Here is a 24,198-nt window from a genome sequence, read left to right on the forward strand (position 1 = left end):
TATATTATAGCATTTTAAAGCTAAATTTTAGCTACAATTTCCCTTTTTAAAGGAGGTAAAATGTTTATAATAGCACCTAAAATCATCTTAACTTGCGATGATGATTTTAATATTTTAGAAAACAAAGCAGTTCTTTTTGATGATAATATTTTAGAAATTAATAGCTTAGAAAATTTACAAAAATCCTACCCACAAGCTAAGCTTATACCAACTCCAAAAGATACCTTACTTTTACCTGCTTTTATCAATCCACACACGCATTTAGAATTTAGTGCAAATAATGGAAATTTAGTCTTTGGGGACTTTTTAAAATGGCTTGATAGCGTTTTTAATAACCGCGAGCAATTAAACGAAAAAGCCAAAGAAAAATTAATCTCACAAAATATCCATAAAATGTTAAAAAGTGGCACTGCTACCATAGGAGAAATTTCAAGCTTTGGGAGTGATTTAAACCCTTGTGTCAATTCACAAGCTAGAGTGGTGTTTTTCAATGAAATTTTAGGTTCAAATGCAAATTTTATCCAAGCTAAAAAAGAAGAATTTTTAACTCGCTATGAAAAAAGTATGAGTTTTAAAACTTCTAAATTTATCCCTGCTATTTCAGTACATGCGCCCTACTCAACCCACCCAGAACTTGCCAAATTTGCTATAAAACTTGCTAGAGAAAATGATCATTTGCTAAGCACACATTTTCTTGAAAGTAATCATGAAAACAACTGGCTAAGGTTTAAAAAAGGTGGTTTTAAAAAAAGCTTGGCTAAATTTAGCAAAAATCCTATGCCATTTTACACTCCACAAAGCTTTTTAGAGCTTTTTAAAGATCAAAGGACTTTATTTACTCATTGTGTGTATTTTAAAGAATGGAATTTATTAGATAAAAATTTACACTCGATCACGCATTGTGCTTTTTCAAACAGACTTTTGAGTAAAAATACTTTTAAATTAAAACCTGCTTTAAAAAATAGTGTTAATATCCACCTAGGAACCGATGGCTTAAGCTCAAATACTTCTTTAAGTATGCTTGATGAAATGAGAGCAAATTTACTTATACATGATGATTTTGAGTTAGAAAATTTTGCTAAAATATTGCTTTTAATGGCGACAAATAAAGCCGCAAAAGCTTTAAATTTAAACCTAGGGCAAATTCAAAAAGGCAAAATCGCTGATTTTAGTCTTTTTGCTTTACCAAATAGCACAAATTTAAAACAACTTCCTTTGCAATTTATCTTACAAAGCAAAGAAGTGTTAAAACTTTTTATAGAAGGAAAAGAATGCAAATTATAAAATCATTTTTTAAAGGAATTGGAAAAATCATTTCTTATATCAACACTTATTTTAAAACCTTTGTGTTTTTATTTATCGTATTTTTAATCCTTGCTCCAAGCGGAGATAATGCTAAACTTTCTAATGCAAACTTAGCACAAATTAATCTTAAAGGTGAAATTAGCGATGCGAGTAATCTTTTAGAACAAATTTACAAAGTCAAAGAGGATAAAGCTATCAAAGGGGTTTTACTTTTTATAGATAGCCCTGGTGGAGCTTTTGCACCAAGCATGGAAATAGCTTTAGCTATACAAGATCTTAAAGCTAAAAAGCCTGTGGTAGTCTATGCAGGTGGAACTATAGCAAGTGGAAGCTACTTAAGTGCAGTAGGAGCTGATATGATCATCGCTAATCCTGCTAGCTTTGTAGGATCTATCGGGGTAATCATGCAAGGCTTTGAAGTAAGTGAGCTTGCACAAAAACTTGGTATAAATGAGCAAACTATCAAAGCAGGAAGCTATAAAGAAGCAGGAACTTTCATGCGCAAATGGAGCGAAGATGAAAAAGACTTTTTACAAAATTTAGCTAATCAAAGCTATGAGCTTTTCACACAATTTGTAGCTCAAAATCGCAAGCTAGACTTAAACCAAACAAACTCATGGGCTGATGCGAAAGTATTTTTAGCAAATGAGGCTTTAAAATTAAAACTCATTGATAAAATAGGCAATTACGAGCAAGCCAAAAAAGAAGTAGAAAAACTAGCCAAAGTGCAAAACCCTATCTGGCAAAAAGAAGATGCTATAGATAAGTTTTTAAAACGATTAGAAGAGCAAAGTGCTAGCTTTTTCGCTAACACTTTAGCACGATTTTTCACACAAGTAAGCTCACAAAAAATTTATTAAGATTTAATAATCTCATAAAATCCATAAGTATCATTTTCTAAAAAGCCTTTGTATAAAGGCTTTAGCTTTAAATCTAACTTAACATTTTCAAAGGTATTTAAATTCGAGTTTGAAAAAATCAAAAGCATATCTAGCTCATCTTTAAAGGCTTTTAAAAAATTCTCCCCACCCTCATACATGATAAATTTAGCCTCACTAGGAATGTTTGTAAAAATTTCTCTTTTAGGTACGCTAAATAAAGGAATGTTTGGATCAAAACTTTCTAAATTTTGATGGCTTAGTATGCATAAATTTGGTGCTTTAGCTTGAACTAACCTTGCATCTAAAATAGGCCTATCATGTCTTATAGTTTCTCCGCCCACTACAAGTAAATCAAGCTTTGAGCGTAATGTGTGAGCGTAAGTTCTACTTGCTTTAGAACTTACGATTTTACCATAAGCAGAGCCGTTTAAAGAAAGGGCTAGTTTAAAAAATTTAAAGCTTGATTTTTGCCATTTTAAAAAAGGTTTTAAAAGCTCTTTGGCTCTTTGCTCGCAAATTCCCAAGTAAACTTTTATGCCTTGATCTTTTAAAAACTCTGCTCCACCGCTTGCGAGCTTATGCTCATCCTTAGTAGCGATAAAAACTTCGCTAAAACCAAGTGTGCTAAAAAGTTTCGCACAAGGTGGGGTTTTGCCCTGATGATTGCAAGGCTCTAAGCTCACATAAGCACTAGCGCCTTTTAATAACCCCTGATGATTTTGACAAATAAACTCATGCAAATCATTTGCATTTTGTGGTAAATCTAAATTTGGATTAAGTGCTTTTAAGGCTTTGCTCACTGCTTTAAGCTCTGCATGAGCCTTACCTGCTTCTTTATGCGCTTCTATGCTTAAGATTTTGCCATTTTTATCTAAAATCACACAACCTACGGCTGGATTAGGGTAGGTTAAAAGCTGATATTTCCAAGCTTCATCTATGGCCAAATTCATATAAAATTCGTGATTCATACTACCTTCTATCGTTTTACTTTTAAAAATATAGCAAAATATATTAACCACTTATCAATAATTTAAAATTTAAGTATAATAAAATCATGAACATTTTAAAGGATAAAAAATGAATTTATTTTTATTTAATAAAAATCTAGAAGCCTTAAACAATAAAATATTAAAAGAAAAATTAGAAAATTTTAAACCTCAAAAATTCCAAATTCTACAAGGAAAAGATTCTCTAGATATTAATTTTATACACCATGAGGAAGGGTATACAGTATATAGCAATACTCTTAGTGAATTAAATGAGAAACTAAACTTATATAATGATAAATATCTTTTATATCCTGTGCTTTATTTTTATGGTTTTGGGAATGGAATTTTATATAAAGCTCTTTTACAAAACAAAAATAGACAAAAAATAATTATTTTTGAAAAAGAAATAGAATTTATTTATTTAAGTTTTCAATGTATAGATTTTAGTGAAGAATTAAAAGATCGCCGATTAGTTATTTTAGATATAGAATCAATTGATATTAACACATATAACAACATCTGTTCAAATAGTCCTTTTTTCAACTTTTTGCGTGTTTATTTTTTAGATATTCATTGTGATTATTATGAAAGATACCAAGAAGATATTATAAAAACAAATCAAAATATGCAAATACATATAAAACAAGCTATATTAGCAAAAGGAACCGACTCTCAAGACGCTCTCAAGGGTATAGAAAATTTTATTTACAACCTTCCGGATATTATTTCAAATTTTTCATTCAAAGAATTAATGCTTAAAAGAAAAGGTAGTTCCAAACACGCTATTATAGTTTCAACGGGTCCTTCTTTAATTAAACAACTTCCTTTGCTTAAAAAATATGCAGACAAAGCAACTATTTTTTGTGCTGATAGTGCTTATCCTATACTAGCAAAACATGACATAAAACCTGATTATGTTTTATCTTTAGAAAGAATTAAAGAAACTAGTGAATTTTTTAATAATGATTTTGGAGAATTTGATCAAGATATAATTTTTATTTTATCAAGTGTCACACATCTTAACACGGTCAAATATTTAAAACAAAATCATCGTAAATTTATATTTATCCAAAGAATGCTACCTTTGGATAAATATTTTCACTTAAAGCAATTTGAATATTCAACGGGATGCCCAAGTGTTGCAAATATGGCTTATTTTTTAGCACTAAAACTAGAATATAAAAATATCTTTTTAGTAGGACAGGATCTAGCTTATGGCAGTGATGGATCTTCACATCCAGAAGAATATCACTACGGAAAATATGATACCTATAATCCTCAAGAAATCCATTACAACTTAAAAATATTAGCTTATGGTGGCAAAAACCTTATTCCAACAACAAATACATGGATTATGTTTAAAACCGAATTGGAGAAAAAAATATTATATGCAAAAAATTTTCTTAATATAACGACATATAACTGCACCGAAGGTGGAGCTAGAATAGAGGAAACTATAGAAAAACCTTTTAAAGAAGTTTGTCAAAAAATTCTTGAAAAAGAACCAAAAAAATATTTTACCAAACTTGAAAAATCTAACCTTAATAAACAAATAGAACTTATGTTAAAGTCGTTTTACAAAGTTCATAAAGCTATAAAAATATGCAATATTTTAGAAAAAGAATGCACTCTCACTTTTAATACTTTGTATTTTTTAAGCAATGATGAGAAAAATTTTAATAATATTATAAACCAATTAGATATCTTCAAAGAAAAAATGCACAAAGTATTAATATTACGTTCTATTGCAGATTCTTTAAATGCTCAATTTGAACTCAATCTTGCTAGAATTTATATATTTAATCCAAAAACAAAAGAAGAGGCTTTCAATAAAAACCATCTTTGGATTAAAGAACACTTAGAATGGATACTCACAATAAATAGCCATATAAAAGTATTAAAAAATACTTTGAAAAAAAATATTATAAATATAGAAAATGAATTAAAAAATATGCATCTTCAAAAGTATATTTTAAAAATAGAAAAAACTAGATTACACTATCAATTTTAATACAAAAATAAAAATGCAAAAACTGCACTTTTATTTTCTCTAATTTTTGTTCTTACTCACTAAGAAATAAATACTTGCCAGTCTTAAATTTTTTGTAGAAAAAACAAAGACATTATTTTGCTTTAGGAAAGGATAAAATTCACACACTAAGAAAACAAATTCAATAATCAAAGCATCTTAAAAATTTTAAAACTAAGACATATATCTCATAATTTAAAAAATCAAATTTACTAAATATTTGTAAGGCTTTAATATATTAATTGTACTTTTTACTTTTTTCCAAAAATATCCTAAAAATTTTCATTTGAATTTTCTATTTGTGCTTGTATTTTATTTTCATTTAAAAAGTGAAATTCAACAATATTCATACTATTTCCCTTTAATCTGCAAATATAAAATTTTTATAGCTTTTTGTTTTTATGTTTAAATTCAATTATACAAAAGATGAGTAAAAATTTAGATTTCTAAATTTTTACCATTGTATGAAGGTTTTAGCTTTTCTTATATCGCTAAATTTTATAGTAGTTTTTTCTTGAGTTTCCAAATTTTCTAAAGTGATATTTTCATCATCTACGGCGATGATTTTTGCTTCGATTTTTTCTTTTTCACTAGTTGTGATTTTTACAAGTTCGTTAATGCTTTTTGCAAAATGCTCGATTTTGCTAAGTTTTCTCTCAAGCCCACAGCTTGATACTTCTAAAAAATACTCCCCACTCACAGGTGGTTCTACATCAAAAATAGGCGATAAAATTTCGCTAAGTCTAGCACAATCATCAAGATTTACCCCACCTTCTTTTTGCACATAAATTCTATAAATCTTTCTACCATTTTCACTTACTAGCTCATCATCATAAAAGCTAAGCCCTGCTTCTTTACAAAGTGCTTCAAGATTCATTTTGTTCCTTTTTTGATTTTCTCAAATAAAGCATCCATGTGGTTTTGATACTCTAATCTATCATCAAATTTAAAGTGAAAATTCGGACATCTATACCACCCTTGCTCACTCATGCAGTAATTTTGCAAAGCACGGGCGGCTTTTTTAAGTTGATTGAGTATGATTTCTTGCTCTTGGGTATTAAAAAACATTTTATCTAAATACACAAAAGCATCGTATCTGCCTTTTTTACACTCTACATCCACTACGCACAAATTTTTTAAAGCTTCGTTGTCTAAATTTGCTAAAGCTTCTGGTATAAGCTCTTTTAAAATACTTTCTGTGCGTAGCTTTTTGATTTCAGCTGGGTTCATAGGCTTACTTGTTCCTCAACTTCTTTGTAACTTTCTATATAATCCCCCACTCTCATATCATTACAACCTTCTATGCCTACACCGCATTCATAGCCTTTTGCAACTTCTCTTACATCATCTTTAAAGCGTTTGAGCGAGCTTACATTGCCTTCAAATACCACAACCCCATCTCTAATGAGTCTGATTTTCGCACCACGATTGATCGTGCCTTCTGTTACCATACAACCTGCGATTTGGCCTAGTTTTGGTACATTGATCACTTGGCGAATTTCAGCTTGACCAAGTTGTTCTTCAGAGATGATAGGACTCATCATACCGCCTAGTAAGGCTTTTACATCATCAAGCAAATTGTAAATAACATTATAAGTTTTTATCTCTACGCCTTTATCTTTAGCGCGTTCTTTGATCTCACCAGTTGGGCGTATATTAAAGCCTAAAACGATAGAGTTTTCACTAGCACTTGCAAGCTCTATATCACTTTGAGTAATCCCACCTACCCCACTATGGATGATATTAACCTTAATCTCATCGTTTTTAAGTTTTTCTAAACTCGCCTTAATCGCTTCAAGTGAACCTTGCACATCTGCTTTTAAGATCACAGGAAGGGCTTTTAAATTGCCTTCTTTGATTTTTGCACCAAGCTCATCTATACTTACTTTAGTGGATTTGCTTAGTTCTTTTTGGCGGTTGTATTCATGGCGTTTATTAGCGTATTCTCTTGCTTGTTTATCGCTATCTACAGCTATTAGCGTTTCTCCTGCATCAGCTACTTCACTAAGACCTATGATCACTCCGCACTCACCTGGGCCTATTTCTTTTAAAGCTTTGCCTTGATCATCACTCATAGCACGCACTTTACCATAAGCTTCCCCTGCTACGACAGTATTTCCTACTCTTAAAGTACCATTTTGCACGATGATAGTAGCCACAGGACCTCTACCTTTTTGCACTGAAGATTCTATAATACTTGCTTTAGCATGGGCTTTTGGATTTGCTTTAAGCTCTAAAATATCAGCTTGTAACAATACAATTTCAAGTAAATCCTCTATACCATCACCCTTTTTAGCTGAAACTGGCACAAACTCATGGCTTCCACCCCATTCTACTGGCATGATATCCATTTCTGCTAGCTGGGTTTTTACCATGTCAGGATTTGCGTTTTCTTTATCCATTTTATTAATAGCAATGATGATAGGCACATTAGCTGCTTTTGCATGATTAATCGCTTCTTTAGTTTGTGGTTTTACCCCATCATCTGCAGCTACTACGATAATAACAATATCCGTTATACTAGCTCCCCTTGCACGCATAGCAGTAAATGCCTCATGGCCTGGAGTATCGATAAAAGTGATTTTTCTACCATTTTTTTCCACCATATAAGCGCCCACATGCTGAGTAATCCCACCTGCTTCGCCACTTGCAATGCGTGATTTTCTTATATAATCAAGCAAAGAAGTCTTACCATGATCAACATGCCCCATAATAGTGATAACCGGGGCTCTTTGGCTTAAATTTTCTTCTGTTTGATTTTCATCATAATCTTTTACATAATCAAACTCATCAGCCTCATCAATGATATTAATCTCCACTCCAAATTCAGCAGCAAGAATTTCTATAGCATCTTCATCTAAAAAGTCATTTTTAGTCGTCATCATACCAAGCATAAAAAGTTTAGAGATAACTTCTCCAGTGTTTTTACCAAGTTTTTCAGCAAATTCATACACACGAATTTCTTTAGGTATGCTTACACTTGTTATAGCTTCACTTTCTTTTTTTTCTACCTTTTTAGGTGGCTTTTTACGACTTCTTCTTTGTATACCACCCTCGCCAAATGGATTGATAGAATTATTTAAAGATTGCTTTAAGATATTTGGTTGTTTTTTGTTTACTGGTTGTGCTGGTTTGTTTTCTTTTACACTAAAATCAGGTAAAACTACCATATCATCATCTTCTAAAGAGATATCAGCAAAGTCTTTATCTCCTAAAAGATCCATTTTAGTAGTGCTTTCTTTTTTGCTTGCTACAGGATGATTTTTCTTTTCTTTTTTCTTTCTTTTTAAATTCTCATCTGAATTTGAAAAAATCATACTAAGGCTTAAACCTTGAGTAGTTTGTATACTAAGTTTTTCTTCTTTGTTTATTTGAGTTTCTTTGCTTTCTTCTTTTTTCTTTTTAACGATGACCAAGCCTCTTCTTTTGGCTAAATTCAAATTAGAACCTAGCTTCTCATCGAATTTAATTTCTTCTTTTTTTTCTTCTAATACTTCATTTTTTATAGGATTTTCAGGTTGTTTTTCTTCTTTTTTTATTTCATCTTTTTTTTCACTTACTGCTTTAGTAGGGCTTTTACTTTCTTTTTTAATAGTAGTTTTTTTCTCTTCTTTTTTATTTTCTTCTTTTTTAGTTGAAGTTTTTTTTGCCGTACTTTCTTTTTTAGGTTTGGCTACTTTTTTTACCACATCTAGTATTTCACCGGATTGAACGTATTGATAAATCGCCTCTGCGATTTCAGAAGATACTTTTTTGTTAGGGGATTTGATATCTTCTAAGCCCATTTCATTGGCTTTTTCTATAATTTCTTTACTTGTATATCCTAACTCTTGAGCGATCTCGCTAATCTTTACATCTGCCATTAAAAAATATCTCCTTTAAATCCTGCTGATTTATATTACCATGAAAATTGCCTTTGCAAGCTCTCATAAAAGCCCTTTGCAATGTTTTTTCATCTTTATCAAAACATGAATTACAAATATACAAACTCCTACCAAATTCCACTTTAGTGATAATTTGAGAATTTTTTATTTGAAATTGTTGCAAACCTTGCTTTTCATAACGACCTTTGCAAACAATGCACATTCTAATGGGTATATGATTTTTCAAAATTATATCTTTTTTTTGGAATTTTTAGCAAATTTTAAAGCCCTCATCATCAAATTCTAAAAGCTCAACTCTAAATTTAGCAAATTTATTTTTGATTTTTTCTTTGATTTGTTTAGCATCATCTTTATAAGCTAGAGTAAAAAAACTCGAACCTGATCCTGAAAGTGTACTCATGAGAGCATTATTATCTAAAGCTAGTTTTTGCACTTCAAAAAGTTCTGGCAAAAGTTTCATTCTTTGATTTTGATGAAGTTTATCCAAACTTGCATATTTTAATAAATCATATTTTTTCTCTAAAAAGCAAGCGGTTAAAAATGAAGCATGGCAAAGATTAAAAACACCATCTTCTAGGTTGATTTTTTTGGCTAAAACTGCTCTTGATTTTTGAGTATTCATCGCTACATTTGGTATGGTTATAATAGCTTGTAAATCTTTATCTACTTCTTTTTTTATAGCTAAAACTTTTTCATTATGAGTTAATGCACACACAAAACCCCCAAGTGTTGCTGGAGCTATGTTATCTGGATGGTTTTCATATTTTAAAGCTTCATTTAAAATGGTATTTTTATCCGCTTTAAACCCACTCAATTCATAAGCACAAGCAATGGCTCCAACTATCACAGCAGAAGAACTTCCCATGCCTCTAGCTAAAGGGATATTATTTTGGAAAACAAAGCGGAAATTATCTTTTTTGCCACTAAGTCTTTGATAAATTTCATAAAAAATATTGACAAAACTATTGTTTTTTTTAAGATAGATATTATTTTCACCTTCTCCGTGTATGCTAATGCTAAAAAATTTAGATTTTTCAACTATGGTTTGATTAAAATATTTTAAACTCAAACCCAAACAATCAAAACCAGGACCTAAATTTGCACTTGTAGCAGGAACTAAAATCTTCATTTTTTACCTTAATTAATCGCATCTAAAACATAAAAAGGTGTATTTTCTTTACTGAAATTTAAACCTTTTAAACTTTGGGGCATAAAAAAACTTCCCGCTTGTGTCTTTTCTAAAACAATCTCATCATCATCTTTTTTTACAAAACATAAATGTTTATTTGCAGCTATAGGAGCGTTATTATTTAGCTCAAAAGCACTAATAGCTTTTAAAGGTATATTTTTAACTATAGCTAGGGTTTTAAAAGAAACATAAGAAATTTTTATACCCATGTAAGAGCCTGGTCCATGTACATAAATAAGCTTTTCAAACTCATATTGTGAAAGTAAATCTTGCAGTATTTTTGGCAAAACTTCACTAACTTTTAAATCGTTCTCAATGGTTTTTATCAATACATCATTTTCATAAATACCAAGCATTAAAGGTTTTGCTATGGCATTTAAAAGTAAAGTAACCTTTTTTATGCAAAAACCTTTTCATAAACTTTATATGCACTTTTTTCTAAACTTACCACTTCATAAGCACTAGGATCTTTTAAAAGTTCTTTGGTTAAAAGATGATTAAGTTTGTGCGAACCTGCATAAGAAGTATAGTCTCCAAAAACTCTACATCCAAGCAAGGTTAAATCACCTATGGCATCTAAAATTTTATGACGCACAAATTCATCTTTAAAACGCAAACCTTCAGGGTTTAAAATACGATTATCATCAATTACAACAGCATTTTCTAAGCTTCCACCAAGACCTAAATTCATAGCTCTTAAAGCTTGAACATCCTTTAAAAAGCCAAAGGTTCTTGCTCTTGCTATTTGCTCTATGTAGTTTTGTTTGCTAAATTCAAAACAATAATTTTGCTTACCTATAATAGGATTATCAAATTCGATTGTATAGTTTATAATAGGCATATCCGTAGGACTTAAACGCACAAATTTATTACCTTCTTTTACTTCTACAATTTTTTTAATCACTAAAATTTTTTTAGCCACGTCAAGCTCTTTTATGCCTGCTTCTTCAAGCATCATACAAAAGCCTATGCTACTACCATCCATTACAGGAGCTTCATTAGCATCTAAAACTATACGCACATTGTCAATACCATAAGCATTAATTGCACTCATTAAATGCTCTATAGTAGAAACATAACCCCTATGATCGCCTATTACAGTAGCCATTTGCGTATCGATGACATTTTCAGGCTTTGCTTCATAAGAAATTCCCAAATCACTTCTATAAAACACTATACCACTGCCAGCTTCTAATGGCTCTAATTTTATACTAATAGGCTCACCCTTGTGCAAACCTATGCCAACACCTTTAACTTCTTTTGCTATTGTTGTTTGATTCATTTTTATTCACTCAAAATTCTTTTTTTGCTTGATTCTAATACATTATAGATATTTTCTTTTATCCATTTTGCATCTTGCCATTGCTCAGGACGCACTTCAACTCCTTGCACCAAAACACCAAAATGCACATGATCTCCAAGTGCTAAACCTGTAGTGCCTGTAGTGCCTATAACATCACCTGCTCTAACTCTATCACCCACATTTACATCCACATTAGTACAGTGTCCATAAAGAGTATAAATCCCAAAGCCATGATAGATGATAATATTTAATCCATAAATTCCATTTTCTTGCACAAATACCACTTCACCATCGTTATTGCTAACAATAGGTGCTTCTTTTATGCTTGCTAAATCAAGCCCCATATGATAAGAGCTACTAAATGCTTGATTATTATAAGAATAAAATCTATGATCAGCATAATCAGCTACTTTTTGGCCATTTTTTAAAGGCTTGAAAAGATTAACTTTAAAATTATTAATCATAGTATCAGGAACTTTACTTGTAATATCATGAATAATAACTTCATTAGAAGCTCTCAAATCTTCATTCACAAATTTAAATTTTTCAAGCCTACTTAATTCTCTATCTTTTGGGGCATATTTTTGTGCTAAAAATTCAATCTTGCCATCTAAAAATCTATCACTTACTTTTATATTTGATACACGGTATTTTTTATTAGTAAAATAATATCTAATTCTTTGTTTGTTTACATTACCTGCTTTATCTACTGCCACCACATAAGCTCTAAAATGCTCATCAGTAGCCTCCCAAGGAATCAAAGCAGCATAATATCCTTCTTTCACATAAGGAGTTGCTTTAAAAATCTTATCTTTATCAGTTGTAATATAAACTTCTTGTAAATTCTCATCACTTGCTTTAAATACCACACTACCTACTCCACCTTGTTCGATTTGATAAGAGTTATCTAAAATTTCTACAAGTGGTTTTTTGGTGTCAATGATAACTTTTACTTCTTTAAGCGCTTGATTTCCTAAAAAGAAATTCCAAAAACTACCATCACTTGCTTCTATTACAAGTTTATAAGAATCAACTTTTTCTTTATAAGCTGGTTTTGGTAATTTTAAATCAAAATGAATGCTTTTTTTATTGCCTTTAACATGCTCATTTACAAGTATTTCGCCATTTAATTCATTTGCCTTAAATAAAGTAACTTTTATATCTTTTAAAGCACTTTCATCGCTTATTTCTATGGATATAGGATCTGTTAGATTACTATAAATTACATCTGATTTTGTTTGAATCAACGGAGGATTTTTTTCAAACAACTTTGTATTTAAAACAAACACCACAAAGGCTAAAAGTATTAAAAAAACTACAAAAATCCATTTTTTATTTGATCTTTTACGCGCAAAAACCATATTTTCACTTTCAATCTATATTTTTTAAAAATATATTATTCTTTAGCAAATTAAGAGTAAATTATAAAAAATTTTATAAAATTTCTCTTAATTTATTTGCACTTTTAATCCAAGTTTCAAGCTCATTTATATCACATTTTTCTATCATTTTTTTACATTCTTGTAGTTCTTTTTGAAATAAATCAATAGAATTTAATAAATTTTGTTTATTTTGCTCAAAAATACCACTCCACATTTGAGGGTTTGATTTGGCAATCCTACACATATCTTTAAAAGAAGGACCTCCTAGGTGAGCTATATTTTTTTTATTTTCTTCTTTCATCACAAAATTTGCCAAAGAAAAACTAATCACATGCGGTAAGTGTGAAATGATAGAAGCATGATGATCATGCGCAATACTGTCCATAAATACAAGCTTCATTCCTAAATCTGAAAAAATTTCTATAGCCCTTTTTTGATGAATATGATCAGCATTTTGCACATCGCACAAAACACAAACTGCATTTTTGTATAAATCTTTTATAGCTGCATTTGGGCCACTATTTTCAGTTCCTGCCATAGGATGAGCTGCGATAAATTGACTTTTCAAATAAGGAGGTAAATTTTTAATAATTTCCTCTTTTGTACTTCCAAGCTCAATGATAGTGCAATCTTTAGAAAAATCTTGAAATTCTTTTAAGATTTTTACAATAGCTCTTACAGGAATAGCTAAAAAAATCACATCACATTTTTTCAACTCTTCAAAAGAAACAATTTTATCTATTAATTTTCGCTCTAGCGCGATTTGTTCAAATTCTTTGTTTATATCATATCCACAAACTAAATCTATTAATTTATTCTCTCTTAGGCTAAGACCCAAAGATCCACCTATTAAGCCAAGTCCGACTATACCTACTTTCATAAATTTTCCTTAAAAAGCATTAGTTAAAAATATTTTGGTATTATAACGATTTTGTATATAAAAATTTAGGTAGATTTGATGAAAAAATGGTTTGTTTTCTTTGCACTCTCAAGTTCTTTATGTGCAGCTACGATTAAAGATATAAAATTTGAAGGCTTATCGCAACTTTCTAAAGAAAGCGCTATTGCGATTTCTAAATTAAAAATAGGACAAAAAATTGATCCTGCTAGTATAGATACAGCGATTAAAAATCTTTTTGATAGAAATTATTTTAAAGACATAGTAGTAGAAGAAAAAAATGGGGTGCTGATTTTTAAAGTAGTAGAAAAACCTTCCATTGGAAAAATAGATATTCAAGGTATAGCAAGTAATGATAGAAAACAAATAGAAAGCCTTGTTGGCTTAAAACCTGGAATTTTATATGATGAAAATTCAGCCAAAGATGCAGCCGAAAAAATCAAACTTTTTTATCAAGCCAAAGGTTTTTATGATACTGTTGTAGAAATCAAAGATGAAAAATTAAGTAATTCAAGCTCATTAAAACTTACTTTTGTTGTAAATCGTGGGGAAAATATCATCATAGAAAAAGTGCATTTAAGTGGTGCAAAAAATTTAAGCTATTCAGATATTGAACCTGCGGTAGCAAATAAACAAAGAGAAGCCCTAGGCTGGATGTGGGGCTTTAATGATGGTAAGCTTAAAATCTTTGATTTAGCAAATGATAGCTCAAGAATTTCAGATGTATATTTAAAAGAAGGTTATCTTGATGTGAGCGTATCTCCTGCTTTTTTAAATACTTACACAGATACTTATCAAGCTGATTTAACTTATTTTATCAACGAGGGTGAGGTTTATAAAGTCAAAGGGGTTAAAATTTTTAATCCAATTTTTAGTGATGAAGAAAATGAAGCTTTGGCAAATGATTTAAAATTAAGTGTTGGAAAAATAGTTAATATAGAAAAACTAAGAGAAGATATAAAGACTATAGAAACTAAAACAGCTGATTTGGGCTATGCTTTTGTACAAGTTATACCTGATATACAAAAAGATAAAGAAAATCATGAAGCTATGATTATTTTTAAAGTCATACCTAATGAAAAAGTATATGTTAGAAATGTTGAAATTTCAGGCAATACCAAAACAGTTGATAGAGTTATTCGTAGAGAGCTTTACCTAACAGAAGGTAATCTTTACAATAGAACTGATTTAATAGACTCAAGAAATGCCTTAAGAAGAACTGCGTATTTTGAAAATGTAGATATTAAAGAACAAAGAGTAGATGATACGCATATTGATTTGATAGTAGAAGTCAAGGAAGCTTCAACTGGAGCCATTTCAGGTGGTATTGGCTATGGAACTAGTGATGGAATTTTACTTAGCGCTTCATTATCTGATGCAAATATCTTAGGCTCTGGTATGAAAGGAAGTGTGAGTATAGACAAAGGTGATGATACACTTTCTGGTAGAGTATCTTTAAGAAATCCTAGAGTAAATGATAGTGATTATTCTCTTGGAGGATCATTATATTCAGATCGTTTAGAATGGGATAGCTATGATGAGAGAAACTATGGTTTTGACATAAGCGTTGGTAAAACTTTAGGAAGATATACAAGTGTTGATTTAACTTATAATCTTGAACAAAGTGATATTTATCATTTAAGTGATCGCTTAATCGCTCAAGGATATAAACTTGGAAAAACTTATAAAAGTTCCATCACTCCTTCGATAGTGTTTAACAATACAGATGATTATTATTTGCCAAGATCAGGTTTTATCGCCTCAACTTCGCTTGAATATGCAGGCTTAGGTGGGGATCAAGAATTTATAAGCTCTACTACTAAATTTAATTATTATCAAGGCTTGGAAGAGTTTATAGGTTGGGATTTGATTTATCGTTATAAAGCAAGTTTTTATAAGGTATGGGATCAAGGTTATTTACCTATCAATGAAAAATTATATCTTGGTGGTATAGGAACTATTAGAGGTTTTGATAGAAGAAGCGTGAGTCCTAAAAATGAATGGGGTGATGAAACAGGTGGTACAGTGGCTTTTGCAAATTCTGTAGAACTTAGCTTTCCAATCTTTGATAGAATCAAACTTAGAGGTAGTGTATTTTTTGATTATGGTGCTATAGGAGAGAGTTCTTTAAGTCAAATTCAAAGATGGAGTACAGGCGTTGGCTTTGAGTGGTTAACCCCACTAGGTGCTTTAAATTTAGTTTTTGCTAAACCATTTAATACTAGCTCAAAAGACGATTTGAGCAAATTTGAGTTTATGTTGGGTGCAAGATTTTAAAAGCAATAAAATCTTGCTATAATTTTGAAATTTTATTTTAGGTAGAGATAATGAATTTTTTAGATATTTTTTCTAGTATAAGACGCAAGCAAGCCGCTCCAAGTGAAGCTCCAAATCACTGGGTAAAATGTAATTCTTGTCATGCGTTAATGTATTATAAAGAAATAGAAACTTGTTATAATGTTTGTCCTAAATGTAATTTTCATATGAGATTAAACCCTCTAAAACGCATTGAATTACTTAGCGATGAAGGCTCTTTTGTGGAAATGGATAAAGACTTACATGCAATCGATCCACTTAAATTTGTAGATAGCAAATCGTATAAAAAAAGATTAGCAGAAAATGAAGAAAAAACAGGTAGAAAAAGCGCCATAATAAGCGGAGAATGCACCATAGATGGGATAAAAACTCAATTAGTTGTTTTTGATTTTTCTTTCATGGGTGGAAGCTTAGGCTCAGTAGAAGGTGAAAAAATTCTTAGAGCTATTGAAAGAGCTATTGAGAAAAAAACTCCTGTTGTTATAGTGAGTGCAAGTGGTGGAGCTAGAATGCAAGAAAGCACTTATTCTTTAATGCAAATGAGCAAAACAAGTGCAGCGTTAAAACTATTAGCAGAAGAAAAACTTCCTTATATTTCAGTCTTAACTGATCCGACCATGGGTGGAGTGAGCGCGTCCTTTGCTTGGCTTGGAGATATCATCATGGCTGAACCTGGTGCTTTAGTAGGCTTTGCAGGAGCTAGGGTTATTAAACAAACCATAGGAGCTGATTTACCAGAAGGCTTTCAAAAGGCTGAATTTTTACTTGAACATGGGTTGATTGATGCGATTGTAGAAAGAAATGAACATAAAAAATTTATAGCAGACTTTTTAAGATTTTTTTCTAAAAACTAAAAATGCAAATTAATCTTTTGAGCATTCAAAAAAATAATAATGATGAATTTAACAAGATAGATGAGCATTATACTAAGCTTATTAAGAAATTTTGTAGTTTTAATGATATATATGTTTTTAATAACAAAATTAATCAAGCACAAAATACTAACGCCATAGAAGCAAAAAAATCTTATACAAATGCACTAAGTCCTTATAAAAAAGGTTTTTGTATAGCATTAGACGAAAAGGGTAAAGAATTTACAAGTGTAGAATTTGCAAAATTATTGCAAGATAAAAATGAAATTACATTTTTTATAGGCGGTGCTTATGGATTTGAGCAAGAATTTATTGCACAAATGCATATAAGTATAGCTCTTAGCAAAATGACCTTGGTACATAAATTTGCTAAAACTATGCTTTTAGAGCAAATTTATCGTGCTTTTTGCATTAATACAAATCACCCATATCACAAATAGGAGCGTTTATGCAAGAATTAAATCTTGAAGAATTTAAAAATATATTACTTCAAAGACAAAAAGAAATTTTACAAGAACTTCAAGGTAATATAGACAACATCCATAATCTACAAGATAGTGAACCTAGAGATGAAGTTGATTTACAGCAAATTGACAATAGCTCTCATATCGACTTTAAAATCAATGAAAATTTAAAAGCTGAACTAGAAGAAATTAAACATTCATTAAGCAAAATAGATAACAATACTTATGGTATTTGTGAATATTGTGAAGATGATATTCATCCTGAAAGACTTAAGGTTAAACCTCACGCAAAATATTGCATAAATTGTCGTGAAAATTTAGAAAAAAGGAAAGAGCTATGAAAATTAGATTATTTTTCTTTGCAAGTTTAGTTTATCTTCTAATCATCGCAGCCTTAGTTTATAATCTAAATTTAGGAAATTATACTTTTACATTTTCCACTTTTGAATTAAATTTGCCTATTAGCTTATGGGTTGTTTTACCTGCTTTACTTTTGATGATACTAGCTTTAGCACATATGAGTTTTTATGGCTTTTTAAAACATTTACAATATAAAAATCTAATTAAAGATAGTAAAAATTATGAAAATTTTATTATTGATATTTTTTTAAAAAAAATAAGCAGGGTTAAATTCAAAACTCAAGAATTTCAAAACATTGCAAAAGATACGCAAGCTCTTTGTTTTAAAGAAAAAATTCAAAATCCCAAAATAGATGAAATTATTGATATTTTTGAACACTTAGATAAAAAAGAATTTGTGGAATTAAAAAAATATAAATTAGATTCAAATAATGAAATTTTCATTTTAAATGAAAAAAATCGCTTTCAAAATGATAGCAATTATGCTTTTTCTTTTATCAAAAACAAAGATACCTTAGCTAGTGAGCTAGAAATTTTTGCTTATAAAATGGTATTAGAAAATGCACCTTATAGTCAGATTAAAACACTAAAAGTTCAAAAAAACCAAGATGATATTTTATTGCTTTTGGATAGATTTGAAAAAGAAAACTTAGAATTAAATCACGCTGAAATCGAAGTTTTACTTAGTATGAATACTTTAGATGATAAGTCATATTTACGCTGTGCTAAAATACTTTGTAAAAAAATAGAACCTCAAGTTTTAATTGCTTTATTTAAAAAGTTAAAAGATAATTATTCTCAAGCTTTAAGAGCTTATCTTTATACTTTGGCAGAATTTGGGATGTATGATGAATTGCTTAATGAATTAGGAAATGATCAAAATGAACATAAAGACTTTAGACTCTTGCTCTTTTTAAGAGAACATAATAAAAAAATAGAACTTGAAAAATTAATACAATGATAGATTTTAGCAAAAAGCCTTTATTTTTAGCTCCTATGGCAGGTTTTTCAGACTTGCCTTTGAGAAATTTAGTTAAACAATTTGGGGCTGATGTAACTATTAGTGAAATGATAAGTTCTAATGCCTTAGTTTATGAGAGCTCAAAAACTCTTAAAATGCTAGAAAAAGCTGAACTTGAAAATCCTTACATAGTTCAAATTGCAGGCTCAGATGAAAGTGTAATTTGCAAAGCGGTAGAAATTTTAAATCGTTTTGATTTTATAGATGGGATTGATTTTAATTGTGGTTGTCCTGTAAATAAGGTTATAAAACAATGCGCAGGCAGTGCTCTTTTACAAGATCTTGATAAATTACAAAGAATTTTAGAACTTATCAAAAAAACAAGCAACAAAAAACTAACTAGTGTCAAAGTAAGATTAGGATTTGATAAAAAAGATCCCATCGCCATCGCTAAAGCGTGTGAAAATGCTGGAGTAGATTTTATCAGTATGCATGGTCGCACTAGAAAACAAATGTATAGTGGAAATGCTGATTATGAAGCCATAGCTTTAGCCAAAGAAAATATCAAAATTCCTTTAGTTGCAAATGGTGATATTAGCGAAGATAATGCCAAAGAAGTGTTTAAAATAACAAATTGTGATGCTTTAATGATAGGGCGTGCAAGTGTAGGAAAACCTTGGATATTTTATGAGATAAAAACTGGTAAAAAAATCGAAAAGGCTATGAAAAATAAAATCATTTTTGCACATTTTGAAGAAATGTTAAAGCATTATAAAGAACAAGGTATAAGTATCTTTAGAAAACACTTACATGAGTATTCTAAGGGCTATGATGATGCTTCTAATTTTAGAGATTGTGTTAATCGCATTAATGATGCGGAAATTATGCGAAAATATATTCAAGAATTTTTCAATAAGGAATGATTTTTGCTTGTAAACTATCAAGCAATATGAATGAAGAGATACCATAAAACAAGGAAGGTTCATGGCAGCTCATATCAATTCAAAAGGGATTTACAAAGCATTAGGTGGCATTAGAACAAGTGCAAATAATTTAGCAGCACATGCTTCAAAGCTTAACAATCAAAGTTTAAATTTCGAGCAAGTTTTACAACAAACCCAACCAAAATGTATAAAAACTTGTTTACAAAATTCTCAAAAAGAACTTGAAAATTTGCTTGAAAATATTAAAAATAGCCAAGATACTATCACAAAAAATATACACAAAGATAGTGCAAATATCATTGCAAGATTAAGACAAGAAGTCATTATGATGTATGATATTACCCTTAAAAACCCTCTTTGATAATTTTATATAAATTATCAATATATTCATCGCTAAAATGCGATGAATTAAAACTCCTATATAATTTTACAAGATCTTTAGCATTAAACTCATAACCAAAAGCACATTTTTTATGAGCGGGCAAAAAAGCTCTTACTAGTACAACATTTTTTTGAATATGCTCATCACAATAAAAACATACAAAACTTTTATGCAAACGCCCTTCAAAATCTAAAATTTTTAAATAAGCATCCACTATAACACGTTTGCAATCTTGCTTTTCAAAACGCTTAGCACAGTCTTCTAAAAGTTCAAAGTAAAAACTATCAATTTCCTCAACGTCTTTTAAATGCCAATAAAAAAGTCTAATAAATTCCTGCCAAAAAAACATTCTCTCTCTATCTAAAATCCAAGAAAAACCAATATGTAAAACATCTTTTAAACGTGGTAAAAATCTCGAACTTTCTTCAAGCTCAAAATCAATCTTATACCCACTTAGTATATTAGAATGACGCATGCCATAAAATCTATAACTTTTAATAACTTTTTTAGTACTTAAAAGATAAACGATTAAATCCTCATCTTTTACACTCTGAGTGTGTAAAATATACCCTTGCATTTTATAAAAGTTTTATGCCATAAGCTTGCAAAATTTCATATGCACTATTTTCCAAAGACTTACTAAAACTCGCTGTTGCATTTTTATGTAATATAATTTTTGAGTTAATGCTAGCGCTTTGAGCTAAAATAATATTACTAAATACACAAATATGTGAAACAAGACCACAAAATTCTATACTTTCATAATAATTTTGTTTTAAAAAATTGGCTAATTCTAAGCTACCAAAAGCATTCTTATAAAATATTTTTTTTGCATTTTTTAAATACACATCAAAATCACTTGGCATTTGCCAACCTAAAGTATCTCTAATGCAATGATAAGTAGGTAAATTTTTTCCTTCTTGAGTTTTTAAATAATTTTCATTATGCGTATCAAAAGTAAAAACAATATCACCTTGATGATTTTTTAAAAGAGCAAGAATATTATCTTTTATCTTGGTAGCTTCTTCAAAGCCCAAGCTGCCATCGATAAAATCATTTTGATAATCAACAACAACTAAAAGATTAGCCATTATCCTTGACCATAAAAAAGCTATCTGTGTGGATATTTTCAAATGCAGTTTTTAAACTTGTAAATAATTTTGGATTTTCTTTTTCTAAATTTGCTAAAAGCTGCTTAGCTTCTTCTCTTGCATGAGGAAATTTTACATTTTTTTCACTTAATTTCATGCCAGGACAAAATTCATTACCAATTACTTCTAATTCATTATTAATAGCATTTTCTCTTAATTGTCTTTCTCTTACAAAAATCAAAGGACGAATAACCTCTACACCTCTTTTGCTTTTATACTTGGGAGCTAGACTCCTAAGAGAACCATTATAAATAAAATTCATAAAAAAACTCTCTACCGCATCATCTAAATGGTGAGCTATAGCTAATTTATTAAAACCATTTTCCAAAGCATAAGTATATAAAGCACCGCGCCTCATTCTTGAAAAATAGCTACAAAAACTTGAATTTTTTCTAATCGTATCACCTGAAATTTCATAAATATTAGAATCAATCACTTCATGATCAATATCATGTTCTTTGCAGTGATTATGAAGTTTAGTATAATCTTCACCCATGCCATAGCTTAAAGTTACTGCTTTAAGTTCAAATTTAAAAGGCGCATGTGCTTGCATACGCTTTAAAAGATGTGCTAAGGCAAGCGAATCTTTTCCACCGCTAAGCCCTAATAAAACTTTATCATTGTCTCCTATTAAAGAAAATTTAGCATTAGCTTTAGCTACTTCTCTGATTAGTTTTTTACTAAGATTTATCATAATTTCTCACAAATTTTTAAAACAAAATTAGCTGAAATTTTGGCTGATTTTTCTACAAACTCATCAAAGTCAAATTCAGCTTTCTCACCTGCTTTATCACTCATAGATCTTAAAATCAAACATGGAATTTTTAAAGCATCACACACCAAAGCCACACTAGCTCCTTCCATTTCACAAGCATCTGCATTAAAAATTTCTCTAATTTTTGCTTTTTTATTCTCATCACAAATAAACTCATCACCCGTAGCGATAACACCTGATTGTAATTTAATACCAAGTTCTTTAGCAACTTCTATGGCAAGATTATTTAGCTTATCATCTGTTTTTATAAAAATTTCATTACCAGGAACATAGCCAAGCGGATGCCCAAAAGCTGTGATATCTAAATCATATTGAGCTAATTTTGTAGCATAGATTAAATCCCCTATTTCTAAACTAGGATTAAAAGCACCAGCCACACCCGTAAAGAGTAAAAGCTCGGCTTTAAATTTTTCTATCATAATAGTCGCACTAAGGGTAGAATTGACTTTCCCTATCTTAGAATAAGCAATAATTAATTCATGATTTTTATATTTTGCAAGATAATAAGTATTATTTGCATATTCTATTGCTTGATACTCTTTTAATGTTTCTAGTAAAGGAGTAACCTCTTCAGGCATAGCTCCTAAAATAGCTATTTTCATTTAATTACCTTTAAAATTTCATCAATGTCTTCTATTTTACTTAAAGTATAAGTTTCTTTTTGAGTGATTTTTTTATTTAAACCCTTTAATACACTTGCACCAAATTCTATGTAAAAATCTACTTCTTCATCTATTGCCTTAATGCTTTGTTTATAAAGAACAGGCTTAATAAGTTGCTCGCTTAAAAGCGTTAGAGCTTGATTTTTATCATTATACACTTTTGCATTGACATTTGATACTACGCTTTTAAAACTCTCTTTTAAAATAGGTTCTAATTCTTTTGTAAGTTTCAAAGACGCATTTTTTAATAATGGACAATGGCTTGCAACACTCATGTTCAAAAGCATAGCTCTTTTAGCTCCTGCATTTTTAAACTCACTCTCATAAGAAGCTAAATCGGACTTTAAACCTGCTACTACAATTTGCCCATCACAATTATAATTAGCAGCAAAAATGCTTTTTTCTTCACTTAATGCCTTTTGACAAAGTTCTTCTACCACTTTATCTTCAAGCCCTAAAACCACCATCATACCAGCTTCGATTTTAGAACAATCTTCTTGCATAAACTTACCGCGTTTATTAACAAGCGCTATTACATCTAAAAAATCAAATGCACCTTGAGTTGCTAAAGCACTAAATTCTCCTAATGAATGACCCAAGCTATACTTAGCTTCTATATCAACTTGCTCTTTTAAAGCTTCATAGGCCATTAGCGAGTTTAGTACTATAGCCATTTGCGTAAATTCGCTTTTGTTTAAATTTTCATTTTCTTTAAAAAGCAAATTTTTAAAATCAATTTTACAAAAATCACTAGCATTGTCTAACAATTCTTTTGCTTTTTTAGAATTATCATAAAAACTCAAACCCATGCCAACACTCTGAGAGCCTTGACCTGGGAAAATAAATGCACTATTCATTAATGACCACCGCAGCAGCCACCGCCACCATGCCCATGGCCTCCACAACATCCACCACCGCCATGTCCGTGATGATGATCATGGTGATGTCCTCCACCACCACATCCACAACTTCTACTACCCGCAATAATTCCTGTTAAAATTTCATCTTCACTTGCAGCTCTAACATCTACGATATTGATTGAAAACAACAAGTCTTTTCCCGCATAAGCATGATTGTAATCAATAGTAACTTCATTTTCAGTAATTTCTCTAACAATTACTCTTACTGTATTGCCATCTTCACCTTCGCCAAAAAGCTCCATACCAACTTGTAAATCAATCCCCGCAAACTGCTCTTTTGGTAAAGTTTGCAAAGCATTCGCATCATATTCACCTAAAGCATTTTCTTTTTTTATCACAATATCAGCATTACATGGGGCATTAAGCTTTTGAATTTCTTCCTCTAATCCTTCTAAAATTTGACCTTTACCCAAAATAAAAGAAATAGGTTCAGCATAAATATTTGATTCTAAAACTTCATTAGTATTTGCATCTTTTAACTCATAAAACATTGAAACTACACTATTTTTTTCTATAGCCATTTTATCTCCT

The 24,198-nt window shown here is 30.2% G+C and carries 26 protein-coding genes; 10 read left to right on the plus strand and 16 right to left on the minus strand.

From position 1 onward, the window contains the following. Positions 1–60 precede the first annotated feature (60 nt). Together mqnF and sppA are read left to right on the plus strand one after the other, a co-directional pair. Positions 61–1,284: an aminofutalosine deaminase family hydrolase gene (mqnF, locus tag CAMP5082_RS02310; protein ID WP_337205805.1), complete on the plus strand. Its 1,224-nt coding sequence runs from the start codon at positions 61–63 to the stop codon at positions 1,282–1,284. After that, entirely contained in the window at positions 1,272–2,165 is an 894-nt protein-coding gene (gene sppA, locus CAMP5082_RS02315; RefSeq protein ID WP_337205806.1) for a signal peptide peptidase SppA, read from the plus strand. Before mqnF ends, sppA begins: the two co-directional genes overlap by 13 nt. On the opposite strand, the gene ribD is transcribed toward sppA, so the two are convergent. Further along, the gene (gene ribD / locus CAMP5082_RS02320) at positions 2,162–3,154 is read right to left on the minus strand and encodes a bifunctional diaminohydroxyphosphoribosylaminopyrimidine deaminase/5-amino-6-(5-phosphoribosylamino)uracil reductase RibD (protein ID WP_337205807.1); all 993 of its coding nucleotides are present in this window, start codon (positions 3,152–3,154) and stop codon (positions 2,162–2,164) included. The genes sppA and ribD overlap by 4 nt on opposite strands. Before the next feature lie 109 nt (positions 3,155–3,263). On the opposite strand from ribD, the gene CAMP5082_RS02325 reads away from it, so the two are divergent. Then, a complete protein-coding gene (locus CAMP5082_RS02325) occupies positions 3,264–5,186 on the plus strand; it encodes a motility associated factor glycosyltransferase family protein (RefSeq protein WP_263663577.1) in 1,923 nt (640 codons plus the stop codon). A gap of 472 nt (positions 5,187–5,658) precedes the next feature. Here the strand turns inward: CAMP5082_RS02325 and rimP are convergent, their stop codons facing one another. From rimP to CAMP5082_RS02370, 9 genes are all read right to left on the minus strand, one after another. Further along, positions 5,659–6,081 carry a ribosome maturation factor RimP gene (rimP, locus tag CAMP5082_RS02330; RefSeq protein ID WP_039617408.1) on the minus strand — a complete coding sequence of 141 codons (423 nt, stop codon included), beginning with the start codon at positions 6,079–6,081 and terminating at the stop codon, positions 5,659–5,661. Further along, positions 6,078–6,434 (minus strand): 30S ribosome-binding factor RbfA, encoded by a 357-nt coding sequence (gene rbfA, locus CAMP5082_RS02335; protein WP_220524167.1) that lies wholly within the window; start codon positions 6,432–6,434, stop codon positions 6,078–6,080. Before rbfA ends, rimP begins: the two co-directional genes overlap by 4 nt. Then, on the minus strand, positions 6,431–9,067 hold the full coding sequence (gene infB / locus CAMP5082_RS02340; protein ID WP_337205808.1) for a translation initiation factor IF-2: 2,637 nt from the start codon (positions 9,065–9,067) through the stop codon (positions 6,431–6,433). Before infB ends, rbfA begins: the two co-directional genes overlap by 4 nt. Further along, the gene (locus CAMP5082_RS02345) at positions 9,048–9,314 is read right to left on the minus strand and encodes a hypothetical protein (protein ID WP_263708291.1); all 267 of its coding nucleotides are present in this window, start codon (positions 9,312–9,314) and stop codon (positions 9,048–9,050) included. Before CAMP5082_RS02345 ends, infB begins: the two co-directional genes overlap by 20 nt. Positions 9,315–9,338: 24 nt before the next feature. Continuing rightward, positions 9,339–10,217 (minus strand): homoserine kinase, encoded by an 879-nt coding sequence (gene thrB, locus CAMP5082_RS02350; RefSeq protein WP_263724706.1) that lies wholly within the window; start codon positions 10,215–10,217, stop codon positions 9,339–9,341. Between the two features lie 8 nt (positions 10,218–10,225). Then, positions 10,226–10,633 carry a tRNA threonylcarbamoyladenosine biosynthesis protein TsaB gene (locus CAMP5082_RS02355; RefSeq protein ID WP_263678416.1) on the minus strand — a complete coding sequence of 136 codons (408 nt, stop codon included), beginning with the start codon at positions 10,631–10,633 and terminating at the stop codon, positions 10,226–10,228. A gap of 41 nt (positions 10,634–10,674) precedes the next feature. After that, positions 10,675–11,559: a UDP-3-O-acyl-N-acetylglucosamine deacetylase gene (lpxC, locus tag CAMP5082_RS02360; RefSeq protein WP_263702708.1), complete on the minus strand. Its 885-nt coding sequence runs from the start codon at positions 11,557–11,559 to the stop codon at positions 10,675–10,677. A gap of 2 nt (positions 11,560–11,561) precedes the next feature. Next, positions 11,562–12,941 carry a M23 family metallopeptidase gene (locus CAMP5082_RS02365; protein ID WP_337205809.1) on the minus strand — a complete coding sequence of 460 codons (1,380 nt, stop codon included), beginning with the start codon at positions 12,939–12,941 and terminating at the stop codon, positions 11,562–11,564. Positions 12,942–13,014: 73 nt separating this feature from the next. Beyond that, entirely contained in the window at positions 13,015–13,842 is an 828-nt protein-coding gene (locus CAMP5082_RS02370; RefSeq protein ID WP_115644948.1) for a prephenate dehydrogenase, read from the minus strand. Between the two features lie 78 nt (positions 13,843–13,920). Between CAMP5082_RS02370 and bamA the strand changes: the two genes are divergently transcribed. From bamA to CAMP5082_RS02405, 7 genes are all read left to right on the plus strand, one after another. Beyond that, the gene (gene bamA, locus CAMP5082_RS02375; protein WP_337205810.1) at positions 13,921–16,137 is read left to right on the plus strand and encodes an outer membrane protein assembly factor BamA; all 2,217 of its coding nucleotides are present in this window, start codon (positions 13,921–13,923) and stop codon (positions 16,135–16,137) included. A gap of 50 nt (positions 16,138–16,187) precedes the next feature. Next, the gene (accD, locus tag CAMP5082_RS02380) at positions 16,188–17,030 is read left to right on the plus strand and encodes an acetyl-CoA carboxylase, carboxyltransferase subunit beta (protein ID WP_263663562.1); all 843 of its coding nucleotides are present in this window, start codon (positions 16,188–16,190) and stop codon (positions 17,028–17,030) included. Positions 17,031–17,032: 2 nt separating this feature from the next. After that, the gene (locus CAMP5082_RS02385) at positions 17,033–17,488 is read left to right on the plus strand and encodes a 23S rRNA (pseudouridine(1915)-N(3))-methyltransferase RlmH (protein WP_337205811.1); all 456 of its coding nucleotides are present in this window, start codon (positions 17,033–17,035) and stop codon (positions 17,486–17,488) included. Positions 17,489–17,496: 8 nt separating this feature from the next. Then, the gene (gene dksA / locus CAMP5082_RS02390) at positions 17,497–17,853 is read left to right on the plus strand and encodes an RNA polymerase-binding protein DksA (RefSeq protein WP_012660959.1); all 357 of its coding nucleotides are present in this window, start codon (positions 17,497–17,499) and stop codon (positions 17,851–17,853) included. Beyond that, positions 17,850–18,833, plus strand: coding sequence for a hypothetical protein (locus tag CAMP5082_RS02395; RefSeq protein WP_337205812.1), 984 nt, complete (start codon positions 17,850–17,852; stop codon positions 18,831–18,833). Before dksA ends, CAMP5082_RS02395 begins: the two co-directional genes overlap by 4 nt. After that, positions 18,830–19,756, plus strand: coding sequence for a tRNA dihydrouridine synthase (locus tag CAMP5082_RS02400; RefSeq protein ID WP_337205813.1), 927 nt, complete (start codon positions 18,830–18,832; stop codon positions 19,754–19,756). Before CAMP5082_RS02395 ends, CAMP5082_RS02400 begins: the two co-directional genes overlap by 4 nt. Before the next feature lie 61 nt (positions 19,757–19,817). Further along, complete coding sequence (locus CAMP5082_RS02405) at positions 19,818–20,138, plus strand: hypothetical protein (RefSeq protein ID WP_070256278.1); 321 nt, start codon at positions 19,818–19,820, stop codon at positions 20,136–20,138. Here the strand turns inward: CAMP5082_RS02405 and recO are convergent. The 6 genes from recO to CAMP5082_RS02435 are packed head-to-tail and all read right to left on the minus strand — an operon-like array spanning position 20,122 to position 24,188. Continuing rightward, on the minus strand, positions 20,122–20,736 hold the full coding sequence (gene recO, locus CAMP5082_RS02410) for a recombination protein RecO (RefSeq protein WP_263663556.1): 615 nt from the start codon (positions 20,734–20,736) through the stop codon (positions 20,122–20,124). The two genes, CAMP5082_RS02405 and recO, sit on opposite strands and share 17 nt — an antisense overlap. A gap of 1 nt (position 20,737) precedes the next feature. Then, complete coding sequence (locus tag CAMP5082_RS02415) at positions 20,738–21,250, minus strand: cysteine hydrolase family protein (RefSeq protein ID WP_337205814.1); 513 nt, start codon at positions 21,248–21,250, stop codon at positions 20,738–20,740. After that, positions 21,243–22,004: an ATP-binding protein gene (locus CAMP5082_RS02420; RefSeq protein ID WP_263678398.1), complete on the minus strand. Its 762-nt coding sequence runs from the start codon at positions 22,002–22,004 to the stop codon at positions 21,243–21,245. Before CAMP5082_RS02420 ends, CAMP5082_RS02415 begins: the two co-directional genes overlap by 8 nt. Continuing rightward, positions 22,001–22,687, minus strand: coding sequence for a 5'-methylthioadenosine/adenosylhomocysteine nucleosidase (locus tag CAMP5082_RS02425; protein ID WP_337205815.1), 687 nt, complete (start codon positions 22,685–22,687; stop codon positions 22,001–22,003). Before CAMP5082_RS02425 ends, CAMP5082_RS02420 begins: the two co-directional genes overlap by 4 nt. After that, positions 22,684–23,604: an ACP S-malonyltransferase gene (gene fabD, locus CAMP5082_RS02430; protein ID WP_337205816.1), complete on the minus strand. Its 921-nt coding sequence runs from the start codon at positions 23,602–23,604 to the stop codon at positions 22,684–22,686. Before fabD ends, CAMP5082_RS02425 begins: the two co-directional genes overlap by 4 nt. Beyond that, on the minus strand, positions 23,604–24,188 hold the full coding sequence (locus CAMP5082_RS02435; RefSeq protein WP_039617371.1) for an FKBP-type peptidyl-prolyl cis-trans isomerase: 585 nt from the start codon (positions 24,186–24,188) through the stop codon (positions 23,604–23,606). Before CAMP5082_RS02435 ends, fabD begins: the two co-directional genes overlap by 1 nt. Positions 24,189–24,198: the final 10 nt, after the last annotated feature.

This window comes from Campylobacter sp. LMG 17559 (assembly GCF_024723605.1).
Lineage (GTDB): Bacteria > Campylobacterota > Campylobacteria > Campylobacterales > Campylobacteraceae > Campylobacter_D.